14 protein-coding genes, 1 tRNA gene and 2 pseudogenes are annotated in these 17,683 nt (G+C 59.0%); 2 read left to right on the top strand and 15 right to left on the bottom strand.

The annotated features are described in order from the left end of the window. Positions 1-76: 76 nt before the first annotated feature. Positions 77-787: an SIMPL domain-containing protein gene (locus NKJ17_RS07465; protein WP_352506781.1), complete on the bottom strand. Its 711-nt coding sequence runs from the start codon at positions 785-787 to the stop codon at positions 77-79. Between the two features lie 180 nt (positions 788-967). On the opposite strand from NKJ17_RS07465, the gene NKJ17_RS07460 reads away from it, so the two are divergent. Beyond that, a tRNA-Ile gene (locus tag NKJ17_RS07460) sits at positions 968-1,043 on the top strand. A 21-nt stretch (positions 1,044-1,064) separates the two neighbouring features. Here NKJ17_RS07460 and NKJ17_RS07455 read toward each other — a convergent pair. From NKJ17_RS07455 to NKJ17_RS07395, 13 genes and pseudogenes are all read right to left on the bottom strand, one after another. After that, complete coding sequence (locus NKJ17_RS07455) at positions 1,065-2,282, bottom strand: tyrosine-type recombinase/integrase (RefSeq protein WP_352566044.1); 1,218 nt, start codon at positions 2,280-2,282, stop codon at positions 1,065-1,067. A gap of 655 nt (positions 2,283-2,937) precedes the next feature. Next, positions 2,938-4,251 (bottom strand): HlyD family type I secretion periplasmic adaptor subunit, encoded by a 1,314-nt coding sequence (locus NKJ17_RS07450; RefSeq protein WP_352548197.1) that lies wholly within the window; start codon positions 4,249-4,251, stop codon positions 2,938-2,940. Next, the gene (locus NKJ17_RS07445) at positions 4,226-5,995 is read right to left on the bottom strand and encodes a type I secretion system permease/ATPase (RefSeq protein ID WP_352450798.1); all 1,770 of its coding nucleotides are present in this window, start codon (positions 5,993-5,995) and stop codon (positions 4,226-4,228) included. The genes NKJ17_RS07450 and NKJ17_RS07445 overlap by 26 nt, the downstream gene beginning before the upstream one ends. Positions 5,996-6,390: 395 nt before the next feature. Further along, the gene (locus tag NKJ17_RS07440) at positions 6,391-7,182 is read right to left on the bottom strand and encodes a calcium-binding protein (protein WP_352483785.1); all 792 of its coding nucleotides are present in this window, start codon (positions 7,180-7,182) and stop codon (positions 6,391-6,393) included. An 891-nt stretch (positions 7,183-8,073) separates the two neighbouring features. Further along, a pseudogene (locus tag NKJ17_RS07435) lies at positions 8,074-8,335 on the bottom strand (hypothetical protein); the annotation flags it as partial. 8 nt (positions 8,336-8,343) lie between these two features. Further along, on the bottom strand, positions 8,344-9,306 hold the full coding sequence (locus NKJ17_RS07430) for a LysR family transcriptional regulator (protein ID WP_352687762.1): 963 nt from the start codon (positions 9,304-9,306) through the stop codon (positions 8,344-8,346). A 67-nt stretch (positions 9,307-9,373) separates the two neighbouring features. Then, positions 9,374-10,162, bottom strand: a complete 789-nt coding sequence (locus tag NKJ17_RS07425; RefSeq protein ID WP_352483783.1) for an ABC transporter permease — start codon at positions 10,160-10,162, stop codon at positions 9,374-9,376. Between the two features lie 3 nt (positions 10,163-10,165). After that, the gene (nodI, locus tag NKJ17_RS07420) at positions 10,166-11,077 is read right to left on the bottom strand and encodes a nodulation factor ABC transporter ATP-binding protein NodI (protein WP_023719311.1); all 912 of its coding nucleotides are present in this window, start codon (positions 11,075-11,077) and stop codon (positions 10,166-10,168) included. Between the two features lie 43 nt (positions 11,078-11,120). Further along, positions 11,121-11,366, bottom strand: a pseudogene (locus tag NKJ17_RS07415) (carbamoyltransferase N-terminal domain-containing protein); the annotation flags it as partial. Between the two features lie 34 nt (positions 11,367-11,400). Further along, positions 11,401-11,997, bottom strand: coding sequence for a nodulation methyltransferase NodS (gene nodS, locus NKJ17_RS07410; RefSeq protein ID WP_352687925.1), 597 nt, complete (start codon positions 11,995-11,997; stop codon positions 11,401-11,403). A gap of 48 nt (positions 11,998-12,045) precedes the next feature. Then, the gene (gene nodC, locus NKJ17_RS07405) at positions 12,046-13,404 is read right to left on the bottom strand and encodes a chitooligosaccharide synthase NodC (protein ID WP_352687760.1); all 1,359 of its coding nucleotides are present in this window, start codon (positions 13,402-13,404) and stop codon (positions 12,046-12,048) included. 14 nt (positions 13,405-13,418) lie between these two features. Next, the gene (gene nodB / locus NKJ17_RS07400) at positions 13,419-14,078 is read right to left on the bottom strand and encodes a chitooligosaccharide deacetylase NodB (protein ID WP_352615317.1); all 660 of its coding nucleotides are present in this window, start codon (positions 14,076-14,078) and stop codon (positions 13,419-13,421) included. Continuing rightward, positions 14,075-14,668 carry a NodA family N-acyltransferase gene (locus NKJ17_RS07395; protein WP_352483781.1) on the bottom strand — a complete coding sequence of 198 codons (594 nt, stop codon included), beginning with the start codon at positions 14,666-14,668 and terminating at the stop codon, positions 14,075-14,077. The genes nodB and NKJ17_RS07395 overlap by 4 nt, the downstream gene beginning before the upstream one ends. Before the next feature lie 269 nt (positions 14,669-14,937). On the opposite strand from NKJ17_RS07395, the gene NKJ17_RS07390 reads away from it, so the two are divergent. Further along, positions 14,938-15,867, top strand: a complete 930-nt coding sequence (locus NKJ17_RS07390; RefSeq protein ID WP_352506788.1) for a LysR family transcriptional regulator — start codon at positions 14,938-14,940, stop codon at positions 15,865-15,867. A 580-nt stretch (positions 15,868-16,447) separates the two neighbouring features. Here the strand turns inward: NKJ17_RS07390 and NKJ17_RS07385 are convergent. Beyond that, a complete protein-coding gene (locus tag NKJ17_RS07385) occupies positions 16,448-17,479 on the bottom strand; it encodes a LacI family DNA-binding transcriptional regulator (protein WP_352687758.1) in 1,032 nt (343 codons plus the stop codon). Between the last annotated feature and the right edge of the window lie 204 nt (positions 17,480-17,683).

The raw sequence follows: 17,683 nt of genomic DNA, 5'->3' as shown, positions 1-17,683 counted from the left end.
TTCCGCCAGGACGGAAAGCGCGGCTCAAAAACCCCGGAGGATCGATCCTCCGGGGTTTTGCATGTGCAAGCGATGATCATTTCAATTCGAAAGTCACCGTCACCTGTGCGGTATAGGAATTCTCGCCGGCTTGCACCGGGACCGACGCGCCAGCGGCATCGAATGCCTTGGCGTTGATCGGCATCGGCGGTGGTGCGAAATTCTGGTCGGTGATTTCCAGGACCCGGCCGATGCCGACGCCGGCCGCTTCGGCCAGCGTCTTGGCCTTGGCCATGGCATTGGCGACGGCCTTCTTGCGCGCCTCGGTGACGGCTGCCGCCGGATCGTCATTGGAGAAGGAGATGCCGCCGCCCTGGTTGACGCCGAGCGACACCGCCTTGTCGAGAATGTCGCCGGTCTTGTCGATGTCGCGGATGCGCACCGACAGCGTGTTGGTCACCTGATAGGCGACAAGCTCGGCCTCCTGGCTGCCGTCGGGCTTGTTGGTGTAGTTATAGCGCGGGTTGATCTGGATGCCCGCGGTCTGCAGGTCGCGCTCCTTGATGCCGGATGATTTCATTGCAGCGATCACCGCGGCCATGGCGTCGTTATTGGCATCGAGCGCTGCACGTGCCGTCTTGGCTTCGCGCATGACGCTGAGCGTCAGCAGAGCCAGATCGGGTGCTATCGCCGCCTCGCCTTCACCGGTGACGACGATACGCGGCGGCGGTGGTGAATCGGCGGCGGCCGCGATCGCCGGAAATGCGACTGCGGCGGCAATCGCCAGGGGCAAAATACGTCTGGTCATAAAATCTCCTCGATCTGCGATCCCAAGACAGCCGAGTAGGCGGTGTCCAATGGGCGACGTGCAATAGGTTATCAATATGGGCTGATTTGGGCGATCTCTGCCAGCTCCTTGGAACGCCTGCTCGGAAAGCCCTCGGAAAGCCTTGTGCGGTTCAGGGAAAAACACTAATCCAGCGCCGTGGGGCCTGTAGCTCAATGGTTAGAGCCGGCGGCTCATAACCGCTTGGTTGGGGGTTCGAGTCCCTCCGGGCCCACCATTGGCTTTTGTGGCCGTTGATTTAATTGGATTTTTTGGCCATTTTTGTCCCACCTCTTTCAACCCCCTCAGAAAGTGGGACAATTTTGTTCTCTTTTCGATCGATAACCAGCAGGTATTTCGCCGCTCTCGCTACCTTCCGGCGACGCGCTTTCTTGATGTAGTGGTCGGGCTGCTGGTACGTAGTCCACCCATATATCGCCTTCAGCTGCTCGTGCGTCGCGCCGTTCTCAGCGGCGATCGTCGCGCCGGCCTTGCGAATTCCATGAGCACTGCAGTGCGGCAGCTCAGCTTGATCACACCACTGGCGCATCTTGTTGCCCAGACCGTTCTCCGAGAACGGGCGACCATACTCATTGACCAGGAAGGTCATCTGGTCGGAGGGCGTGTGCTCAAGTTCCGCCTCTAGTTCGGGCAGAAGCGGGAGCTCCACCAACACCGCATCCTTGTTACGACTGGTCTTCCCAGGCTTAATTCTGATCCACTTCTCCCACTGCTCGGTCTCCTCGTTGTAGACGAGCGTGATGTGCTGTCGACCGAAGATCGCGACGTCGGACAACCGCAGGCCAGTAAACATGAAGATCGAGAGCGCACGTCTGGCTGCGGTACCCAGCGGATGCCGCTTCTCATATTGAACGATCTCCGACACGTCCCATGGGTGCCAGCCGTCGCCGCTCTTTAGCCGTCTGATGCCGCGGGCGGGATTGGAGTCGACGCCCGGAATCTCTGTGTCCTTTGCCCACTCAAACATCGCGCTGATGGCTTTTACGATATTGTTTGCCGCGCCAAGGGCGTCGAGCCTGGTGTCCCTGATCTCCTTAACATGAGACCGTTTCATACCGGCGAATGGCAGAGATCCCTTGGTGGGATACTGAGGATCCGGGTCACCTTCGAGGGGATGAGGTAATTCGCATACGCGCTCCAGAATTGCTCGTCGGCGCGCCATAGTGTCTTGGGTGATTTCCGTGCCGCCCCGACGGTAATACTCCTGGCAAAGCCACAGTAACGTGCCTTTCTTCGCTGGCTCGGAAGGCTTGGGGAGGCGCCGGCAAATCTCGGGAAGAGTGCCGGGCCGAACATAAGAGACCTCGGCGCGTGCGCAGCGCAGTTCCTCGAGGAACTCGTCGCTGCCGGTCGGTTCACGGAGCCGGACCTTCTTCCGACCCGGTGCGCGAAAATAGTACCGATCATTGCCGTGGCGATCAGTGTCCTTCACTACGCCCTTAAGATCGATTTTCACGGGCTCATCCGTCATGTTCGTGGTTTTCGATCCCAAGGATTGTCTAGTGGCGGCGAATCTTCGTCAAGCTTTGGTGCTCCTCCGATTTGGCGGTGAGGGAGCTTTCGAAAGGCCAATACAAGTTCCTCGACGTCCCAAACAATGCGCCCCTTGCTCGGCATTCGTGGCTGCGGCATCCGGCCGTCCTGGACCATTTCATCAAAGGTCGTTGAGCTTACGCCGATGAACGTCGCAGCCTGCTCGCGATTGATTCCTACCGGCGGGAGCGAGGGCGGCAAGACGCTCGGGGTGCGTAGCATCGGTTTAGCGCGTTGAAAGCGCGTTTTTGACGCCTGCCTGTCTTCCTATGTACCTGTCCGAATATTGCAGACGCTCAATCATGTCCTAGCCCTGTGCTTGCAGGCTCACCCTAGGTCTCCAGACCTAGGATCGCTCAAGACACCGGACTCTTTTCCAGCCTTTGTGTACGATGATGGGTATCTTAATGCGCTCGAGGCCAAGAACTGAATGGTCGGCGACTTGGAAGGGCAAAATGACCGTGGAACCACGAATCTGAGTCAGAGGCGGAATCATGGCTGTGGTTTCAGACGGTTATGACTCTCATGCATGCGTAACAACCAACAAGAATACCAACAAAATGTTTCTGTGGTTACTTTCATTCCTCATGGAATGCGCGACTGATTTGGTCCGACAGCGGCTTCACAAAATAAGAAAGCGCCGTACGCTCGCCCGTCTGGATCATCGCTTCGGCCGGCATGCCGGGCACGAGCGTCAGGTCCTTGAGCTTCGTCAGTTCCGCATGCGGAACCGACAGACGCACCAGGTAATACGAAACGCCGTTTTTTTCGTCCGTCGCCAGATCGGCTGCGATCCGGCTGACATATCCGTTCAATACCGGCGTGGTCCTCAGATTGAAGGCTGACATCCGCAGCACGGCCTTGTGACCAAGCTGGATTTGGTCGATGTCCTTCGGGGTGATTCGTGCTTCAAGCGCAAGATCGTCGCCTTCCGGCACGATTAGCATAATCGGATCGGCGGGCGTGATCACTCCTCCGACCGTATGAACTGCGAGTTGTTGAATGGCGCCTGACTGCGGCGCGACAATATCGATCCGTCGCAGTTCCTGTTCAGCCGCCACCTTGCGCTCAACATACTCCCCAACCTGCGCCTGAACCTCTCTGAGCTCCTGGCCGACTTCCGTCTTGAAATCCGGATCGATCTGCAGGATCTGCAGGCGCGTTTCGGCTATGCGGGCTGCCGTCTGTGCCTGATGTGCAATCTTCTCACCGCGTTCGCCGCCGAAAGTGGCAACCTGCGTCTTCAGACTGTTCAAGCGTTGGTCCGAGACAATGCCTTGGTCGCGCAGCCCACTCAGGGCAGCAATTTCCTTTTGGAGGATCTCGGTGCTTTTCTCACAAGCGATTGCCTGCGCCTTGAGCCCCTCGATCTCGTGCTCATATTGAGTGATGCGTTCCGCTAGCTGCGCCTGCCTTCCGTCGCGGGATTGTCTGCGGAATTCGAACAGCCGCGTCTCGCCATGTACTGCCGAAGCTACGTCCGGAACATCTCTGCGGGCGAGCAGCCAGTCCGGGAAGGCGATCTCCGCCAGATCGTCACGCTCAGCTTCGAGTCGTGCCAGGTTGGCGGCCAGCTCATCGAGCCGCTTGGTGACTACAGCGAGAGTGGCGCGCGTCTGGGTGGCGTCGAGCCGCATGAGGATGTCGCCGGCTTTTACTTTATCACCTTCGCTCACCAGGATTTCTCCCACCACCCCGCCGGTCGGGTGCTGCACCTTCTTCACATAGGAATCGACGACAAAGTGTCCGGACGCGACAACCGCGCCGGAGAGATTCGTGAAGGCCGCCCAGGCTCCGGCTCCTCCCACAAAGATCACGCTCGCCAGCAGGCCCGCCACCAGGTGCCGGCGAATGGACCTGGAAACGTCATTGTTCTGATGAATGCCGGACACCGGGATCCTCCATGTCAGCGCGCTCGTTATCCTGTGTAGACTCGATGGCCTTGACCCCAGCGCCTGATGCCATCGCTGCCCCCTTAAGGACTTTGGAAAGCGCCTCATCACGCGCACCGAATGCTCGCTGCCGTCCACCTTCCATCACCAACACCAAATCCACGGCGCGGATGGCGCTCGGCCGATGGGCAACGACAACCGCAATGCCCTTGCGCTCGCGCACGGAGGCGATCGCCTTGACAACCGCAGCCTCGCCTTCCGCATCGAGATTGGCATTGGGTTCATCCAGCACAACAAGGAAAGGGTCTCGATAAAGAGCACGGGCAAGACCGATACGCTGGCGCTGCCCGGCGGAAAGTGCCGATCCGGCCTCACCAATCGGAGTTTCGTAGCCGTGCTCAAATCGGAGGATCAGTTCGTGTGTGCCCGCTGCTTTCGCCGCGGTGACAATAGCCTCAGGGTCAGGATTATCTTCAAAACGAGCGATGTTTTCGGCAATGGTGCCGTCGAATAGTTCAACACCTTGCGGCAAATAGCCGATATGACGGCCTAGCGCTTCCCGGTCCCATTGATCGAGGCTTGCGCTGTCGATGCGAACCTTTCCGGCGACCGGCGCCCATGCGCCGACGATGGCGCGCGAGAGTGTCGACTTGCCCGAACCCGATGCACCGATGATCCCGAGTGCGCTTCCCGCCTGAACGGCAAACGCAAGGCCGGTCACGGTCGGCTTCCTTTCGCCGGGCGGAACGATTGTCACGCCTTCGAGGCGGAGTTCGCGTTCAGGTGCAGGCATTGGCATAACAGGAGCGGTTTCAGGAACCTTTCCCAAGAGGTCCTCCAGCCGCGCCCAACCCTGGCGCGCCATGAGGAAGGGTTTCCAGCTTGAAATGGCCAGATCGACCGGAGCCAGCGCACGCCCCATCGTGATCGAACTGGCAATCATGACCCCGGCCGTAGTCTCCTGCCTGATGACAAGGTACGCGCCGACGGCAAGAATGGCCGATTGCAGCAGCACGCGCAGCGACTTTGAAATGCCACCCAGCCCACCTGCCACGTCCCCGACTTTCCGGTTGGCGGCCAGATACTTGGCATTGGCCTTGTGCCATCGGGCAGCGATCCGCTTTGCGAGACCGAGAGCTTGCACGACCTCGGCATTGCGGCGCGCTGCTTCCAGTAGACCATTGCGTACCATGTTGTGGTCAATGGTATCGCGTATCGGCCCTTGCGAGAGAGTGTTGGTAAGGAGTGTCAGAGATGTGAGACCGATCGCCCCGATAAGTGCCGTCATGCCGATCCAGAAATGAAAGAGGAAGCAAATGCCAAGATAAAGCAGCATCCATGGCAGATCGAAGAACGCTGTCGGGCCGTTTCCACCTAAGAATCCGCGAACATTGTCGAGATCGCGTAGCGGCTGCAAGCCGTCGCCCGGCATGCGCGTTAAAAGCGGAAGGCGAACGATCGCATCGTGAACGCGTCCGGAAAACTGTTCATCGAAACGCTCGCCAATCCGCAGCAGCACGCGGGCGCGCAAAACGTCGAGCAGGCATTGGAACGCATAAAGCCCTGCAGCAAGCACGACGAGCCCCACTAGCGTCGATACGCTGCCACTTGCCAGAACGCGGTCGTAGACCTGAAGCATGAACAGCGGCGAGATCAGCGCAAGCACGTTGACCACGCCGCTGATCAACAGAATTCCCCAAATAGCGGAAGTCAGAGGGAAAGGTCTCAAAGCTGAATCCTTCAAGGAATGGTTACTCACGTAGGTCTCCGTGAGGATCTGGCGACCCAGCTCCCTATATTGCTCCCCGAGCGGCAACCGACTGCATCCGCTCGCTGATTCAGGATCAGTGCTCCCGCCGAATGTGTTTGGTTTGGCATCTAATGGAGCGGGTCAACAACAACACCGTCCGGCTGAAGGTTTGGAAGGGCAACGTCATCGTGGCCGGCCGCAAGGGCCCGAACAGGCTTCCGCCTCCACGCCTTCAGGGAGATTTCGGTGTACGACCAGCGCGACGTGCAGGGCTTCGTCAAGCTGTACACGCTGCGACTGCTCCCGGGCGCCCCGGCCCATCGCAAGTAGCGGAAACGGAAGCGCCCGCCCCCGGGGGGCGGGGCGCTGTTCCGTATGGGTTTTCTGGATCAAACGAAGGTGAAGTCCGACGCGGTCAGGCCTAGGTCGGCCACGGTGACCACACCGCCCAGGTGGACGAATTCATGCGCGTTGTTGTCGGCGGTGACATAGGCCAGAGTTGCGACTCTGTCGGTGTAGCTGCTTTGGTAGACAATGATGTCGCCGGCGTGCTCGCCGGAGATCGCACTCGCGGCTTCAGAAGCAGAGTTGAAAGATTCGCCAGTGATTACCACGACGTGTTCGCCGTTCGCACCTGAGGCCGCACCACTGTAGAAGCTGCTCACCGGGTAGCCGGACTGTATGCTGGCGTTGTTGACGAAGTTCGCGCCAAAACCGTCATTGTAGAGGCCCACCGCATCGAAGGCGAACTTGTCCTCCGCCGGGTTGAAATCGGTGATAGTGGTAATGTCCGACTTCGACCCGACAACCCCAGGCACCGGATTGTGGAACTGGAACACGAACGTGTCACTGTCGGTGCCCCCGGTCAACGTGTCCTGGCCGTCACCCACGTAGAGGACATCCTGGCCGGGACCGCCGCTGAGCCTGTCATTGTCCTCACCGGAGACGCGCGGGTTGAAGCGGCCGTTGTCGCCGGAGAGATCGTCCCAGCCATCTCCGCCGAAGATGCGGTCGTTACCCTTGCCGCCGATGAGTCGGTCACTGTCCGGGCCACCCGAGATCTCGTCGTTGCCGCCACGACCGTCAATCCAGTCACCGCCCTGGAAACCCTCCATCCAATCGTCAAGCTCGGTGCCGATGAGTGTTTCGGCACCCGGGCCACCCTCGATAATCTTTGCCATCGAAAATACTCCTAATGATGCACCCTGCCTGACGCGTTCATATTGCTCATCGGATAATTAGAGAAATCGATTGCTTGGATAGACACACATTTACGAAATGGATGCATTCACGTTCACTTCGCCCTTCTGCTGAGCAGTTGCGGGCTCGCTGGCGGCGGGGACGCTGGTCGCCCAAGCAATCGATGAAGATTCGACACTCAAACCGGGACTAGGACGAACTTCGTAACGGGGCCGTCCTGGTTGGGCCCCAAACTTCTCTCTGTTTGCTCGACGCCGGCATACCCGCACCGTGAGCGCTGGACGAGGACAAGTTCCGCTGGCGGAGAACGGCGTGATCGGCTTGCCGCGCCGAAACTGATGGCGCTCGTCGAAGGCATGGACTGGACACGCGTTCGAGCCGAACGGCGACGGCGTCCGGCCGGAAGGCGGTGGCGAAGTGACTCAGGCGCAAAAGGCGGGCTTCAGGCCGTGCACAATAAGCTTCTGTCGGCGTCATGATGAGAAGCGCTTCGGCCCGTCCCCACGAAATCGATACGCTCAAGGCGATGTTCGTCGCCATGGCGGCGGAGAAGGCCGAACTGCAACAACTCCGGAGCGAAACACTCAAGGCCGAGATCGTCCGGATGGCGACACTCAACGAGCGTGCCCAGGTGAGGATCGCCGACCTTCATGGGATCGTCAAGCAGCTGGAGCGCGCCGCTTCGGTCGCAGCTCCGAGAAGCTCGAACGTGCCTAGCAGGCCTTCGCCTTCGAAATCCAGACCGGGCTCGGCGCGATTGAGTCCGAGCTCGAGGCCGCAAGACCGACAGGCGAGCCGCGACGTGCTGCGCGACCGCGCAAGGCGTTCCCGGCGCATCTGGAGCGGGTCGAGATCGTCATCCAGCCCGAGCCATGGGGGAAGAAGCGCTCCCGCAGCCAATCGTCCAGTCCGTCAAACGCGGTCGGCCGCACAGGCTTGCGAAACGGAACAGTCCCGCCCTCGCTTAGATACCGAGGCACCGTGTTGCGAGCGCACCCGAATTCGTTCGCCCGTCGGTTCCCCAGCCAAGCTCATGCAGCGGCAGCATCGCTGCCACCTCTTCAGGTGAAGGATCTGCTCTCCCTGCATCGTTCTCGACAATGCAGGAATCGCCCAATCCCAATCGCCATCCATGCCTCCTCTCATAACCGAGGGGTCGTCGGCCGACAACTGAGACGTCCGGTGCTCTTAGGCGGGGTAATCATACGAGATGCCTCCTGCAACATCATTTCCCGCATCCATAGGCTTGCCGGATCATTATTGTGAAACGCAGGCCATTGGACGGCCTCCGTGAATGCGGCAGGAAGTGGCGGCGGAAGTTCGACAATCCGCAGGGGTGTTGTTTTTGCGAAATGCTGCGCCAGCCGTAAGGGCATTGTCCCGATGCGGTTGGTGCCTGATAGAAGGGGCGGGATCATGCTAAAGCCCTGTACGACGACCTCGATACGTCTCTCGAAACCGTTCTCGAGCAAATACCATTCCTCGATGGAGGGCTGCCGGGTGTCCCCGAATTTAAGCACAACCTGCCCCATCGACAAGTATCGGTCGAATGTAAGTGGCTCTGACAGCTGCTTGTTCGTGCCGCAGCCTACGCATACGAGTATATCTTCGAACAGGGCTGCGCGAGGATGTTTCGACATGAACACTTCCGGCATAATCAGAAAATCAACGTCGCCGCGCCGGAGAAGCTCCTCGGGGTCGTCGGAAATAAGCAGACATTCGAAGCGGACGGCGGGAGCTTCCCGCGCAGCACGCTTTACGATCTTCTTAAAAAATACGAGTGTGAGGTAATCGGAAAGGATGATGCGGAAGCGACGATCCGATCGGGCCGGGTTAAAGGCGTCCCAGGAAATAATCGACAGCTGGATGTGCAGCAATGCCTCCCGGACTGCTGTGGCGAGCCCCTCCGCGCGCGGTGTCAAAATGAGTTCGCGGCCGTTCATCGTAAATAGCTCATCGCTGAAATAGGCGCGTAACCGACCGACGGCGGCGCTCATGGCCGGCTGACTCAGGTTAATACTGCGGGCCGCGGCGGTGACTTTACGCTCCCTGATCAAAGCGTCCAGCACAACCAGGAGATTTAGATCGAGTCCCTTAAAACGCATGTATTGACCTATCCGACGCGTGGATGGGTATCGCCCAAAGAATCAATTTTACGAATGGTAAGTAGCGTCAACGCATCAGCCGACGACGAAATAGAGCAACCGATAGGAAGAACGGCAAAACCGTGTATATGCAAAGCGCGCCGATATGCAGGCCCATGCTGCCGGCCGGACGGCCAAGCATCGCCGGACGAATGAGGTCAATTGCATGTGCGAGCGGCAACAAGGAGGCGACGTCCTGAAAGGCGCCGGGCAATTGGTTGACCGGAAACATCGCGCCGCAAAGGAACAGCATGGGTGTTACAACAAGCGTATTATAAAATATGAAATATTCATAACTGGGCGCAAGCGCCGTGACGACCATCGCTAGACTCGCGAAGGCGAGGCCACTGAGAGCGATGACTGGCAGCAAGCAGAGGATGGATGGCCACGATGTGTAGCCGAGCGTGGTGGCAACAATAGTGATTGCTGTGCCCGCCATCAGGGCCTTGGTGGCTGCCCACGCCAATTCGCCGAGTAAGATATCGCCGAGCGTCAGCTGAGTGCATAGCATTCCTTCCCAGGTGCGCTGGTTGTCCATGCGGCCGAAACTCCCGTAAACCGTTTCAGCAGTCGCCGATGCCATCGCGCTTGTGGCAACCATGCCAGCCGCGAGAAACGCAATGTACGAAGTGCCCTCAACAGGACCTATCATTGTTCCGATGCCAAAGCCGAGACCGAACAGATAGATCATCGGATCGGCGAGGTTGCCGAGAACCGATGCAAGCCCGATTTTCTTCCATCCAAGATAGTTGCGGCGCCAAACCGCGACCCAATTCCACGCATTGGCGGGCATGGCCGCCGCATAACGTTCGCCCATTGTTCAGTCCTCCATCTCGCGCCCGGTTAGCCGCAAGAACACATCCTCGAGATTGGGGGGACGCTGCAGAAGGCGCAGACCGGCGCGCCCGCGTAGCTGCACCAGCACCTGCTCCGGATCGGGTGCATAGCAAAAAAGCGTCTCACCGCTCACCTCGATGCGCTGTGCGTACGGCCGGATCAGCGCACCCAGTTCATGCGGATTGCCGCCGTAGACCTCGACCACGTCACAGCCGATCTGCTCGTCAATGAGTGCGGACGGGCGGCCTTCGGCGATCTTGCGCCCCTCCTCCATAACGCACAGCCGATCGCACAGCCGCTCGGCCTCTTCCATGAAATGGGTAGTCAAAAGAATAGTCTTGCCCCGCGCCAGCAGCGATCGCAGCCGTTCCCAGATCAGGTGGCGGGCCTGCGGATCGAGGCCGGTGGTCGGCTCGTCCATCACCAGCAAGTGCGGGTCATTGATCAGCGCACGCGCGAGCGTCAGGCGCCGCTTCATGCCGCCGGACAGTTCGGCGACGCGCGCATCCGCTTTGTTCTCGAGGCGGGCGAACTCAAGCAGCGACGGTATGACCGCTTCGATCTGGCGTCTGCTCATCCGGAAGTAGCGCCCGAACACCAACAGGTTCTCGCGTACAGTGAACGCGGTATCAAGATTGTCGAACTGCGGGACCACGCCGATGCGCATACGTGCCAAACGCGCGCGCGCCGGCACTGGAGCGCCGAGCACAGTAATCTTCCCCGCATCAGGCGATGTCATGCCGAGGACCATACGCGCAATCGTGCTTTTGCCCGCACCGTTCGGTCCCAAGAGCCCGAAGCATTCCCCCGCCGCAACGCGGAACGACAGTCTGTCGACAACGAGCTTGTCATAAGTTTTGCTTACGTCAGTAAGATCGATCGCTACCATGGACATGGGTTCATTTTACCGAGAGGGACGCCAAGACTGGCGGTTGCTTGGTTGCCTGCCGGACCTGAAACTGTGACTCGTCTTCGCCATCCCAGCCGTCGATAACGAACTGATCGACATCACAAGGATTTAGCCCCTGTTCCGCCAAAGCGGCGACAATTACGTCGAGATTATCGATGGTTTGATAACGCGGATTGTTGTGCCGCTTTTCCTGCTCAACGCAGAAGACGAGCCGTCCATCCTCGACAAGGGCGATCGCCCCATCATGGGTCAGCTTGGTACCACAGATGCGCATAGTGTCTCCACGTTAACGGCGATAGATTGATTCATCAGGAAGCGGAAAGCGGGTTCCGGAAACGGACGAGCAAGCAGTCTTCGTTGACCGACTCGCCCCGACACTCAAGACGCTCTACCTCGATCAACGTTTCGTTCAGCATGGCGATGACCGGCTCAGCACCAGCGGCGTGACCCCAGCGACGGCAATTAGCATCCCTTGCCGATCCGAAGATCAGATGCCCGCCTGGCGCAAGCACCCGCACCAGGTTTTTGACGGCCGCGCGCATCTCGGCTATGTCTTCGAGGTAGTATAGGACCTCCGCCACAACGATCAGGTCAAACAACTCGTCGGTCGAAAACTGTTGAACATCGGAGACTATCCAGTTGATGCGCGACGGCTCCTTTATCCGTTGACGTGCTCGAGCAATCGCTTGCGCCACCACATCGATGACGGTGAGCCCTTGGCAGTTGGGAGCTAGTTTTTCCGTGAATGCGCCGGCAGCGCACCCGACTTCGAGGGCATTTGTAATGGAGCCTTGGGCAAGCGCCAGCTGGAGCATTTGCGTGTGGCGCTCCCGCTCGAACGGATTGCCGTCGAGGCGCCACGGATCGTCTGCGGCCAATTCCTGATCGAGCAACTGATGATTCATGTTCTGGGTCAAACTCGTCCACCTCTCGTCCACCTAGGTAATTAGCGATCACTCGTCGCCGCAAATGTTGCCCGACAGCGCTAATCCCGAAGAATCCCGCGCAAGATTGAGCCTGCGAAGCGGAGCCGCATGCGGTGAGAATTCTGCCCTGCTTGATCCAGTGATCGGAGTTTGGGTGGGGGCCTGTTTTCCCCCAGTGTTCGATGTAGCGACAGCAGAGCTTCGCGACAGCCAATCGCTATTGCTCAATGTACACAGCGCGTAGGCCTTCAAGGGAAGTAAGAGAAAGATGTTGATGAACGTGTGCAGGGAAAAGCCCAGAAATCGAAACTGTCGAGCACGAAATGCTACCACGCTGCATCGGACCATGGTCATGGACACAATCATCAGTCCTGTCCACCAAGGCACAGTGCCTGTCAGTGCGAAATGTGCGAGGCCCGTTAGTACCGATAGGGCGAGGAGTAGCGGCCCGAGATTCTGTCCGACCACGTCCAACGTGAGATAGCTATTGAGGCCGGGCAGCAAGCGCAGCCCAAGCAGCGTGTCCCGGAATGTGCTTCGTGCCCAACGGAGTTGTTGGCGCAGATACGGTCCGAGTCTGTTCGGAACGACTGTGGCCGCGATGGCGCCCGGAACGTACTCGGTTCGAAAGCCTGCTTTCAGCATGAGGATAGTGAGATGGCGATCCTCCCCGAAGTCGCTTGGCTTGCCCCGAAAAAATTGCGACTCGTACTGGTCCAGTAACAAAAGGAGCGCAGACCGGCGGTACATGGCACATGGGCCGCAACAGCACATAACGGCACCGAAGCGAGCCTGTGCCGCGCGCTCCTCGTTGCAAGCCAGCCAGTACTCCATGTCTATCAGCCTTGTCAGCCAGCTCTCGCTCCGGTTACTGGCAATCAACTGACCCATGACTGCGCCGACCGCTGGATCTCGCATCTTCGGTACAAGCTTGGTGATGACGTCGGGCGCGAGTATCGTGTCTGAATCAACGTTAAGCACCAAATCCCCGGATGAGCGGCGTATCGCGGCGATCTGCGCCTTGCGCTTTCCAACATTCTCGGGAAGCAAAATGATGTCGAACCTAGGGTCGCGCGCGTAGGTTTCGTGGACAGTTCCTACGGCTTCGCGATTTCCAGAACCGTCATCAACCACATAGACCCGAAGTCTTCCGGCGTATTCTTGGTCTGCAATGGACGCCAGGCACTCTGAAAGCGTGCGCGGATCCTCGTTGAAGCAGGGGACGATGACATCCACGCTGGGCAGTTGATCGGAGCCGACGAGATCCTCCAACGCCGATGAGTCGTTTGTCGGCAGAGCATAAATCCCCTGCATGCTCTTATAAGCAGTCGAGAGCAGTGCATAAAGCGAAATGGCCACAGTGCTGGTTGTACCAAGAAGAGTCATGGGATCTCGTTTGTTCAGTGATGTTGAGGAAGTGAGCGGATTACAAATCCGCGCTCATGAAGTGCTGGAATCAGCCGGGACAGCGCCGTGACCGTCTGGTCGCGCAGACCGGCGTGAGCGCCCTGGCTCAACTCGCCGGGAGGGCATCCGTCGTGCAAGAGTACGATTGCGCCCGGCCGGACAGAGGCGAGCACGGTATCGATAATCGCGTCGGCCCCAGGGCGAGACCAATCTCGAGGGTCGACGGACCAATGGAGGGCCGTCAGCCCGGCGATCTGTGACGCTGTGAAGACTTCTTCGCTCCAGGCCCCGTAGGGCGCGCGAATATAGCGCACCGAGGCCTGGGGGCACGCCCTCATGATGGCGCCGTTCGCTTCAAAGATCTCACGTTGCACTTCGCCGAAGCCGCATTTGTACAGATCCGGATGAGTCATCGTGTGGTTGCCTAGCTCGTGCCCTTCTGCAAACATTCGTTGGATTAGATCCGGGTGCTCTAAGGCGTAGGCGCCGATGACGAAGAAAGTGGCCGGCACCCGCTGCTCTGCCAGCACATCCAGAATCTCCGGTGTGAAAAGTGGATTGGGACCGTCGTCAAACGTCAGATAAACGCTGCGACGGCCGGTGCCGTCAGAGCACTCACGGCGCACTTCGTACAAGCAATCGGGACGGCTCATAGCTCTGGTCCGTTCCGATCGATCATCGTGCCCGTGGGCCATTCGCTGATCGGCCGTCCAACTGGCAGAACAATGGTGAGTGCGTCATCAATGCGTGTGGGCGGCAGGTCGAGGCGCGCCTCTGGTCGGGTGGAGCGCACGCGAATTCCCGACAAGACGGCCAAAGGGCTGTATCGCCGCCCGAACCTCTCAACATGATTCCGCAGCGCGTGCCGGACGGTTCCGAAAGCGAATGGAACGCCAAGCTCCTGCAGTATTGGAAGCACGACATGGATTGAATGGGCGATTCCGAGACTCTCAAGATCCGGACGTACCCCGTACAGGCCCAGCTCAGCCACCAACAGATCGACCGCGTCAACCTTGATGAAACGGCGCAGTATGCCCATGTGAGCCGCTACACCGTTCGAATCATAGGCGATTGCGCGGAGTTCAGGCCTGGCGCCGGCCCAGCTTCGACTACCTTCGAACGGTTCTGCGTTGGACGCCCCAGTCGGCCCGTAGGTATTACGAAAGAACTGGGCGAGCTCGACGTGGTCCGAGAGCTGCAACTCGTTTTCCCAGCACAATTTCCACTGCACCTGAGGGCGCATTCAGGACCTCTCTTCAAAATAGTTTCTTGCGGGCCGCATTACCCGGCCAAAGCGGCGGCGTTGTTGGCTGCACTCAACCGTTGTCGTTAGCGACGGTGAGCCAGCCGGTGGGGGCTCGCCAATGAGCTCTCTCGATGTTCCCCCCCGTGTGGCGGCGCCGTCGATTTGAGCTTGACGTCGGTCATTTACGTTCCTCTAATGCATGGTTCGTAAATTCGTAAAATTGATTGTTTAGATGATGCCCATCCACACGCTGGATAGATCAGGATATGCGGTTTAAGGGGCTGGATCTGAATCTCCTCGTTGTGCTGGACGCTCTGATCAGGGAGCGTAAAGTCACTGCCGCGGCCAACAGTATTAACCTGAGCCAGCCGGCCATGAGCGCCGCCGTCGCTCGGTTACGCGCCTACTTCAGCAATGAGCTATTTACGATGAACGGCCGCGAGCTCATTTTGACACCGCGCGCGGAGGGGCTTGCCCCAGCAGTCCGGGACGCATTGCTGCACATCCAGCTATCGATTATTTCCTCCGACGCCTTTAACCCAGCCCAATCGGATCGTCTCTTCCGAATCATGCTTTCCGATTACCTCACGCTCGTGCTTTTTAAGAGGATCGTAGAGCGTACTGCGCGGGAAGCTCCCGCCGTCCGCTTCGAATGTCTGCCTATTTGCGACGACCCCGAGGAGCTTCTCCGGCGCGGCGACGTTGATTTTCTGATTATGCCGGAAGTGTTCATGTCGAAACATCCTCGCGCAGCCCTGTTCGAAGATATGCTCGTATGCGTAGGCTGCGGCACGAACAAGCAGCTGTCAGAGCCACTTACATTCGAGCGATACTTGTCGATGGGGCATGTCGTGCTCAAATTCAGGCACACCCGGCAGCCCACCATGGAGGAGTGGTATTTGCTCGAGCACGGTTTCGAGAGACGTATCGAGGTCGTCGTACAGGGCTTTAGCCTGATCGCGCCCGTCATATCAGGCACCAACCGCATCGGGACCATGCCCTTACGGCTGGCGCAGCATTTCGCAAAAACAACACCCCTGCGGATTGTCGGACTTCCGCCGCCACTTCCTCATCCCGCATTCACGGAGGCCGTCCAATGGCCCGCGCTTCACAATACTGATCCGGCAAGCCTGTGGATGCGGGAAATGATGTTGCAGGAGGCATCTCGCCTGGCGCCTTTGCTTGAAAGCTATTGAGCGTCTCGGGCTTCCTGGAGGCGGTCGCGATCGCGTAGGAGCGGTTGCCATTCGGGCGTCAGGCCTTTGGCTCGGCAGAGCGGCGCAGTTCCTTGCTGAGTACGAGGGCCAGGAACGAGCAGAACACATGCCCGGGTTGGTGCTGAGTTGACTGCCGCCTCCGATTTCGCGTGCGAAGTCCCAGAAGATGTTTAGCCCCACTCAAATGCCAACTTTGCCGGCCTTGCCGCGGCTTTTCACGCGCGGCCAGGCGAGGAGATGCCGGTCGACGAGGTCAATCCCAATGGACTGTGCCGGCCTCGCTCGGCTACTGGCGTGAGGCATCCTTGACGACACCGCCCTGGACCGACAACGTCGAGATGTTGGCAATGAAGCCGGTCGCGATTGACGCTGCGGATGTAGGCAATTTACCTCGCGCTTCCGCCTGAACGCGTGGCCGATCCGTTCACCAATTGGCGCTTCATCCTGGGCCGCGGCTGAGGCCTGTGGGGTGCGGCTACCCCGCGTGGATGGGATCATCAATCAACTTTCTCTCATTTATGAAAGGAAACTTCCCCGCTTACGATAGAAGCCATCAGTTTCATATATTTTCCGGCAGATGAATGTCGAACGGCAGAAATGTCTGTCCTGGTGTTTCAGCAGTGCCGGTCTCGATAGCCCGCGTCATCAGCGTTATCAGCTCCTGGGAAAGCCGGCGCATTGGCGTGGCGACCGCCATCGTGATGATGTTATCAGCGAGTGCCGCCCGAGATTCCGGCGTGATTTCATTCACGATCGCGACGAGATCGCGACTTTTACCCTCTTCCCGGACCGCGGAGATGGCGCCCTCCATGCCGCCCCCGGCGACATAGAAGCCGACGAGCTCGGGTTCCCGCTGCATGAGATCAAGCGTTGCCTCGTAGGTGACCTGCCGTTTCTCCAGGTTCACAAGCGGATCGAGCACCTCGAACGTCGGCGCGTTCTCACGGCAATAGGAGCGAAAGCCGACGTCACGGAGCTCGTGCCCCTGGAAACGATGGCTACCGACAAACACCGCCACCTTGCCGGGCCGTTTTGCGACCTTGGACACCATCCAAGCGGCCGTGCGCCCCACCTTGCGGTTGTTGAGGCCGATATAGCCCTGTCGCACGCCGGCGGCGAAGTCGGAAAGCAGCGAGAAAACCGGAATGCCTTTGGCCTTGAGGTCCTCAACCGCTGCTGTAATTTTTGGGTGGTCCGGTGCCACCATCGCGATCGCATGGCAGCGTGCGCCCAAATCCTTGAGCGGTGCGATTAGGTCGCTCGGCATATGTGACGGGGCGAATTGGATGAGCGGAATGCCGTGGAAGGACTGGGCCAAATTGACCGACGCTTCGACCTCGCGCGCAAAGTCTTGGTAGAAATGCTGGGCCGGTTTTCTCAAGATGAAGCCCAGACGGTAGCACGGTAGGTCTCGCCGCAAGCGCTGCTTGATGAGCCCGGCAGCATGATAGCCGATCGCGTGGGCGGCGTCGTGGACCCGCCGCGCGGTCTCCTCGCGCACCGGATGGCGGGCGTTCAGAACCCGATCGACCGTTGCTACGCTGACTCGGGATTCGCGGGCGAGATCGGCAATTGTGGGGCGCTTGGTCATGGGTCCTATTCTGATTGGTTTTTGACGCAGGCTGGCTCTCTGTCACCTAGCGCGATTCGACAATGGTTTCGGGTGGGCAAAGTGAAGACGCCCGCATACTGAATGATCGACAGCGTATTGGACTACTCCAGACGTAGACCGGCCGGGTATAACGGAAGGTTCATTCGCTTAGGGCGGCGATGATTTGCACTCACACATTTAGCG

Source organism: Mesorhizobium sp. M0208, assembly GCF_040322015.1.
In the GTDB taxonomy this organism is placed as follows: Bacteria; Pseudomonadota; Alphaproteobacteria; order Rhizobiales; family Rhizobiaceae; genus Mesorhizobium.
The sequence above is the reverse complement of the archived record's forward strand: the minus strand, read 5'-3'. Positions and strand labels throughout refer to the sequence as shown.

Coding starts and splice junctions, on each gene's coding strand:
- NKJ17_RS07465 (WP_352506781.1), bottom strand. CDS start 787: ATGACCAGACGTATTTTGCCCCTGGCGATTGCCGCCGCAGTCGCATTT.
- NKJ17_RS07440 (WP_352483785.1), bottom strand. CDS start 7,182: ATGGCAAAGATTATCGAGGGTGGCCCGGGTGCCGAAACACTCATCGGC.
- NKJ17_RS07430 (WP_352687762.1), bottom strand. CDS start 9,306: ATGCGTTTTAAGGGACTCGATCTAAATCTCCTGGTTGTGCTGGACGCT.
- NKJ17_RS07425 (WP_352483783.1), bottom strand. CDS start 10,162: ATGGGCGAACGTTATGCGGCGGCCATGCCCGCCAATGCGTGGAATTGG.
- nodI (WP_023719311.1), bottom strand. CDS start 11,077: ATGTCCATGGTAGCGATCGATCTTACTGACGTAAGCAAAACTTATGAC.
- nodS (WP_352687925.1), bottom strand. CDS start 11,997: ATGAATCATCAGTTGCTCGATCAGGAATTGGCCGCAGACGATCCGTGG.
- nodC (WP_352687760.1), bottom strand. CDS start 13,404: ATGACTCTTCTTGGTACAACCAGCACTGTGGCCATTTCGCTTTATGCA.
- nodB (WP_352615317.1), bottom strand. CDS start 14,078: ATGAGCCGTCCCGATTGCTTGTACGAAGTGCGCCGTGAGTGCTCTGAC.
- NKJ17_RS07395 (WP_352483781.1), bottom strand. CDS start 14,668: ATGCGCCCTCAGGTGCAGTGGAAATTGTGCTGGGAAAACGAGTTGCAG.
- NKJ17_RS07390 (WP_352506788.1), top strand. CDS start 14,938: ATGCGGTTTAAGGGGCTGGATCTGAATCTCCTCGTTGTGCTGGACGCT.
- NKJ17_RS07385 (WP_352687758.1), bottom strand. CDS start 17,479: ATGACCAAGCGCCCCACAATTGCCGATCTCGCCCGCGAATCCCGAGTC.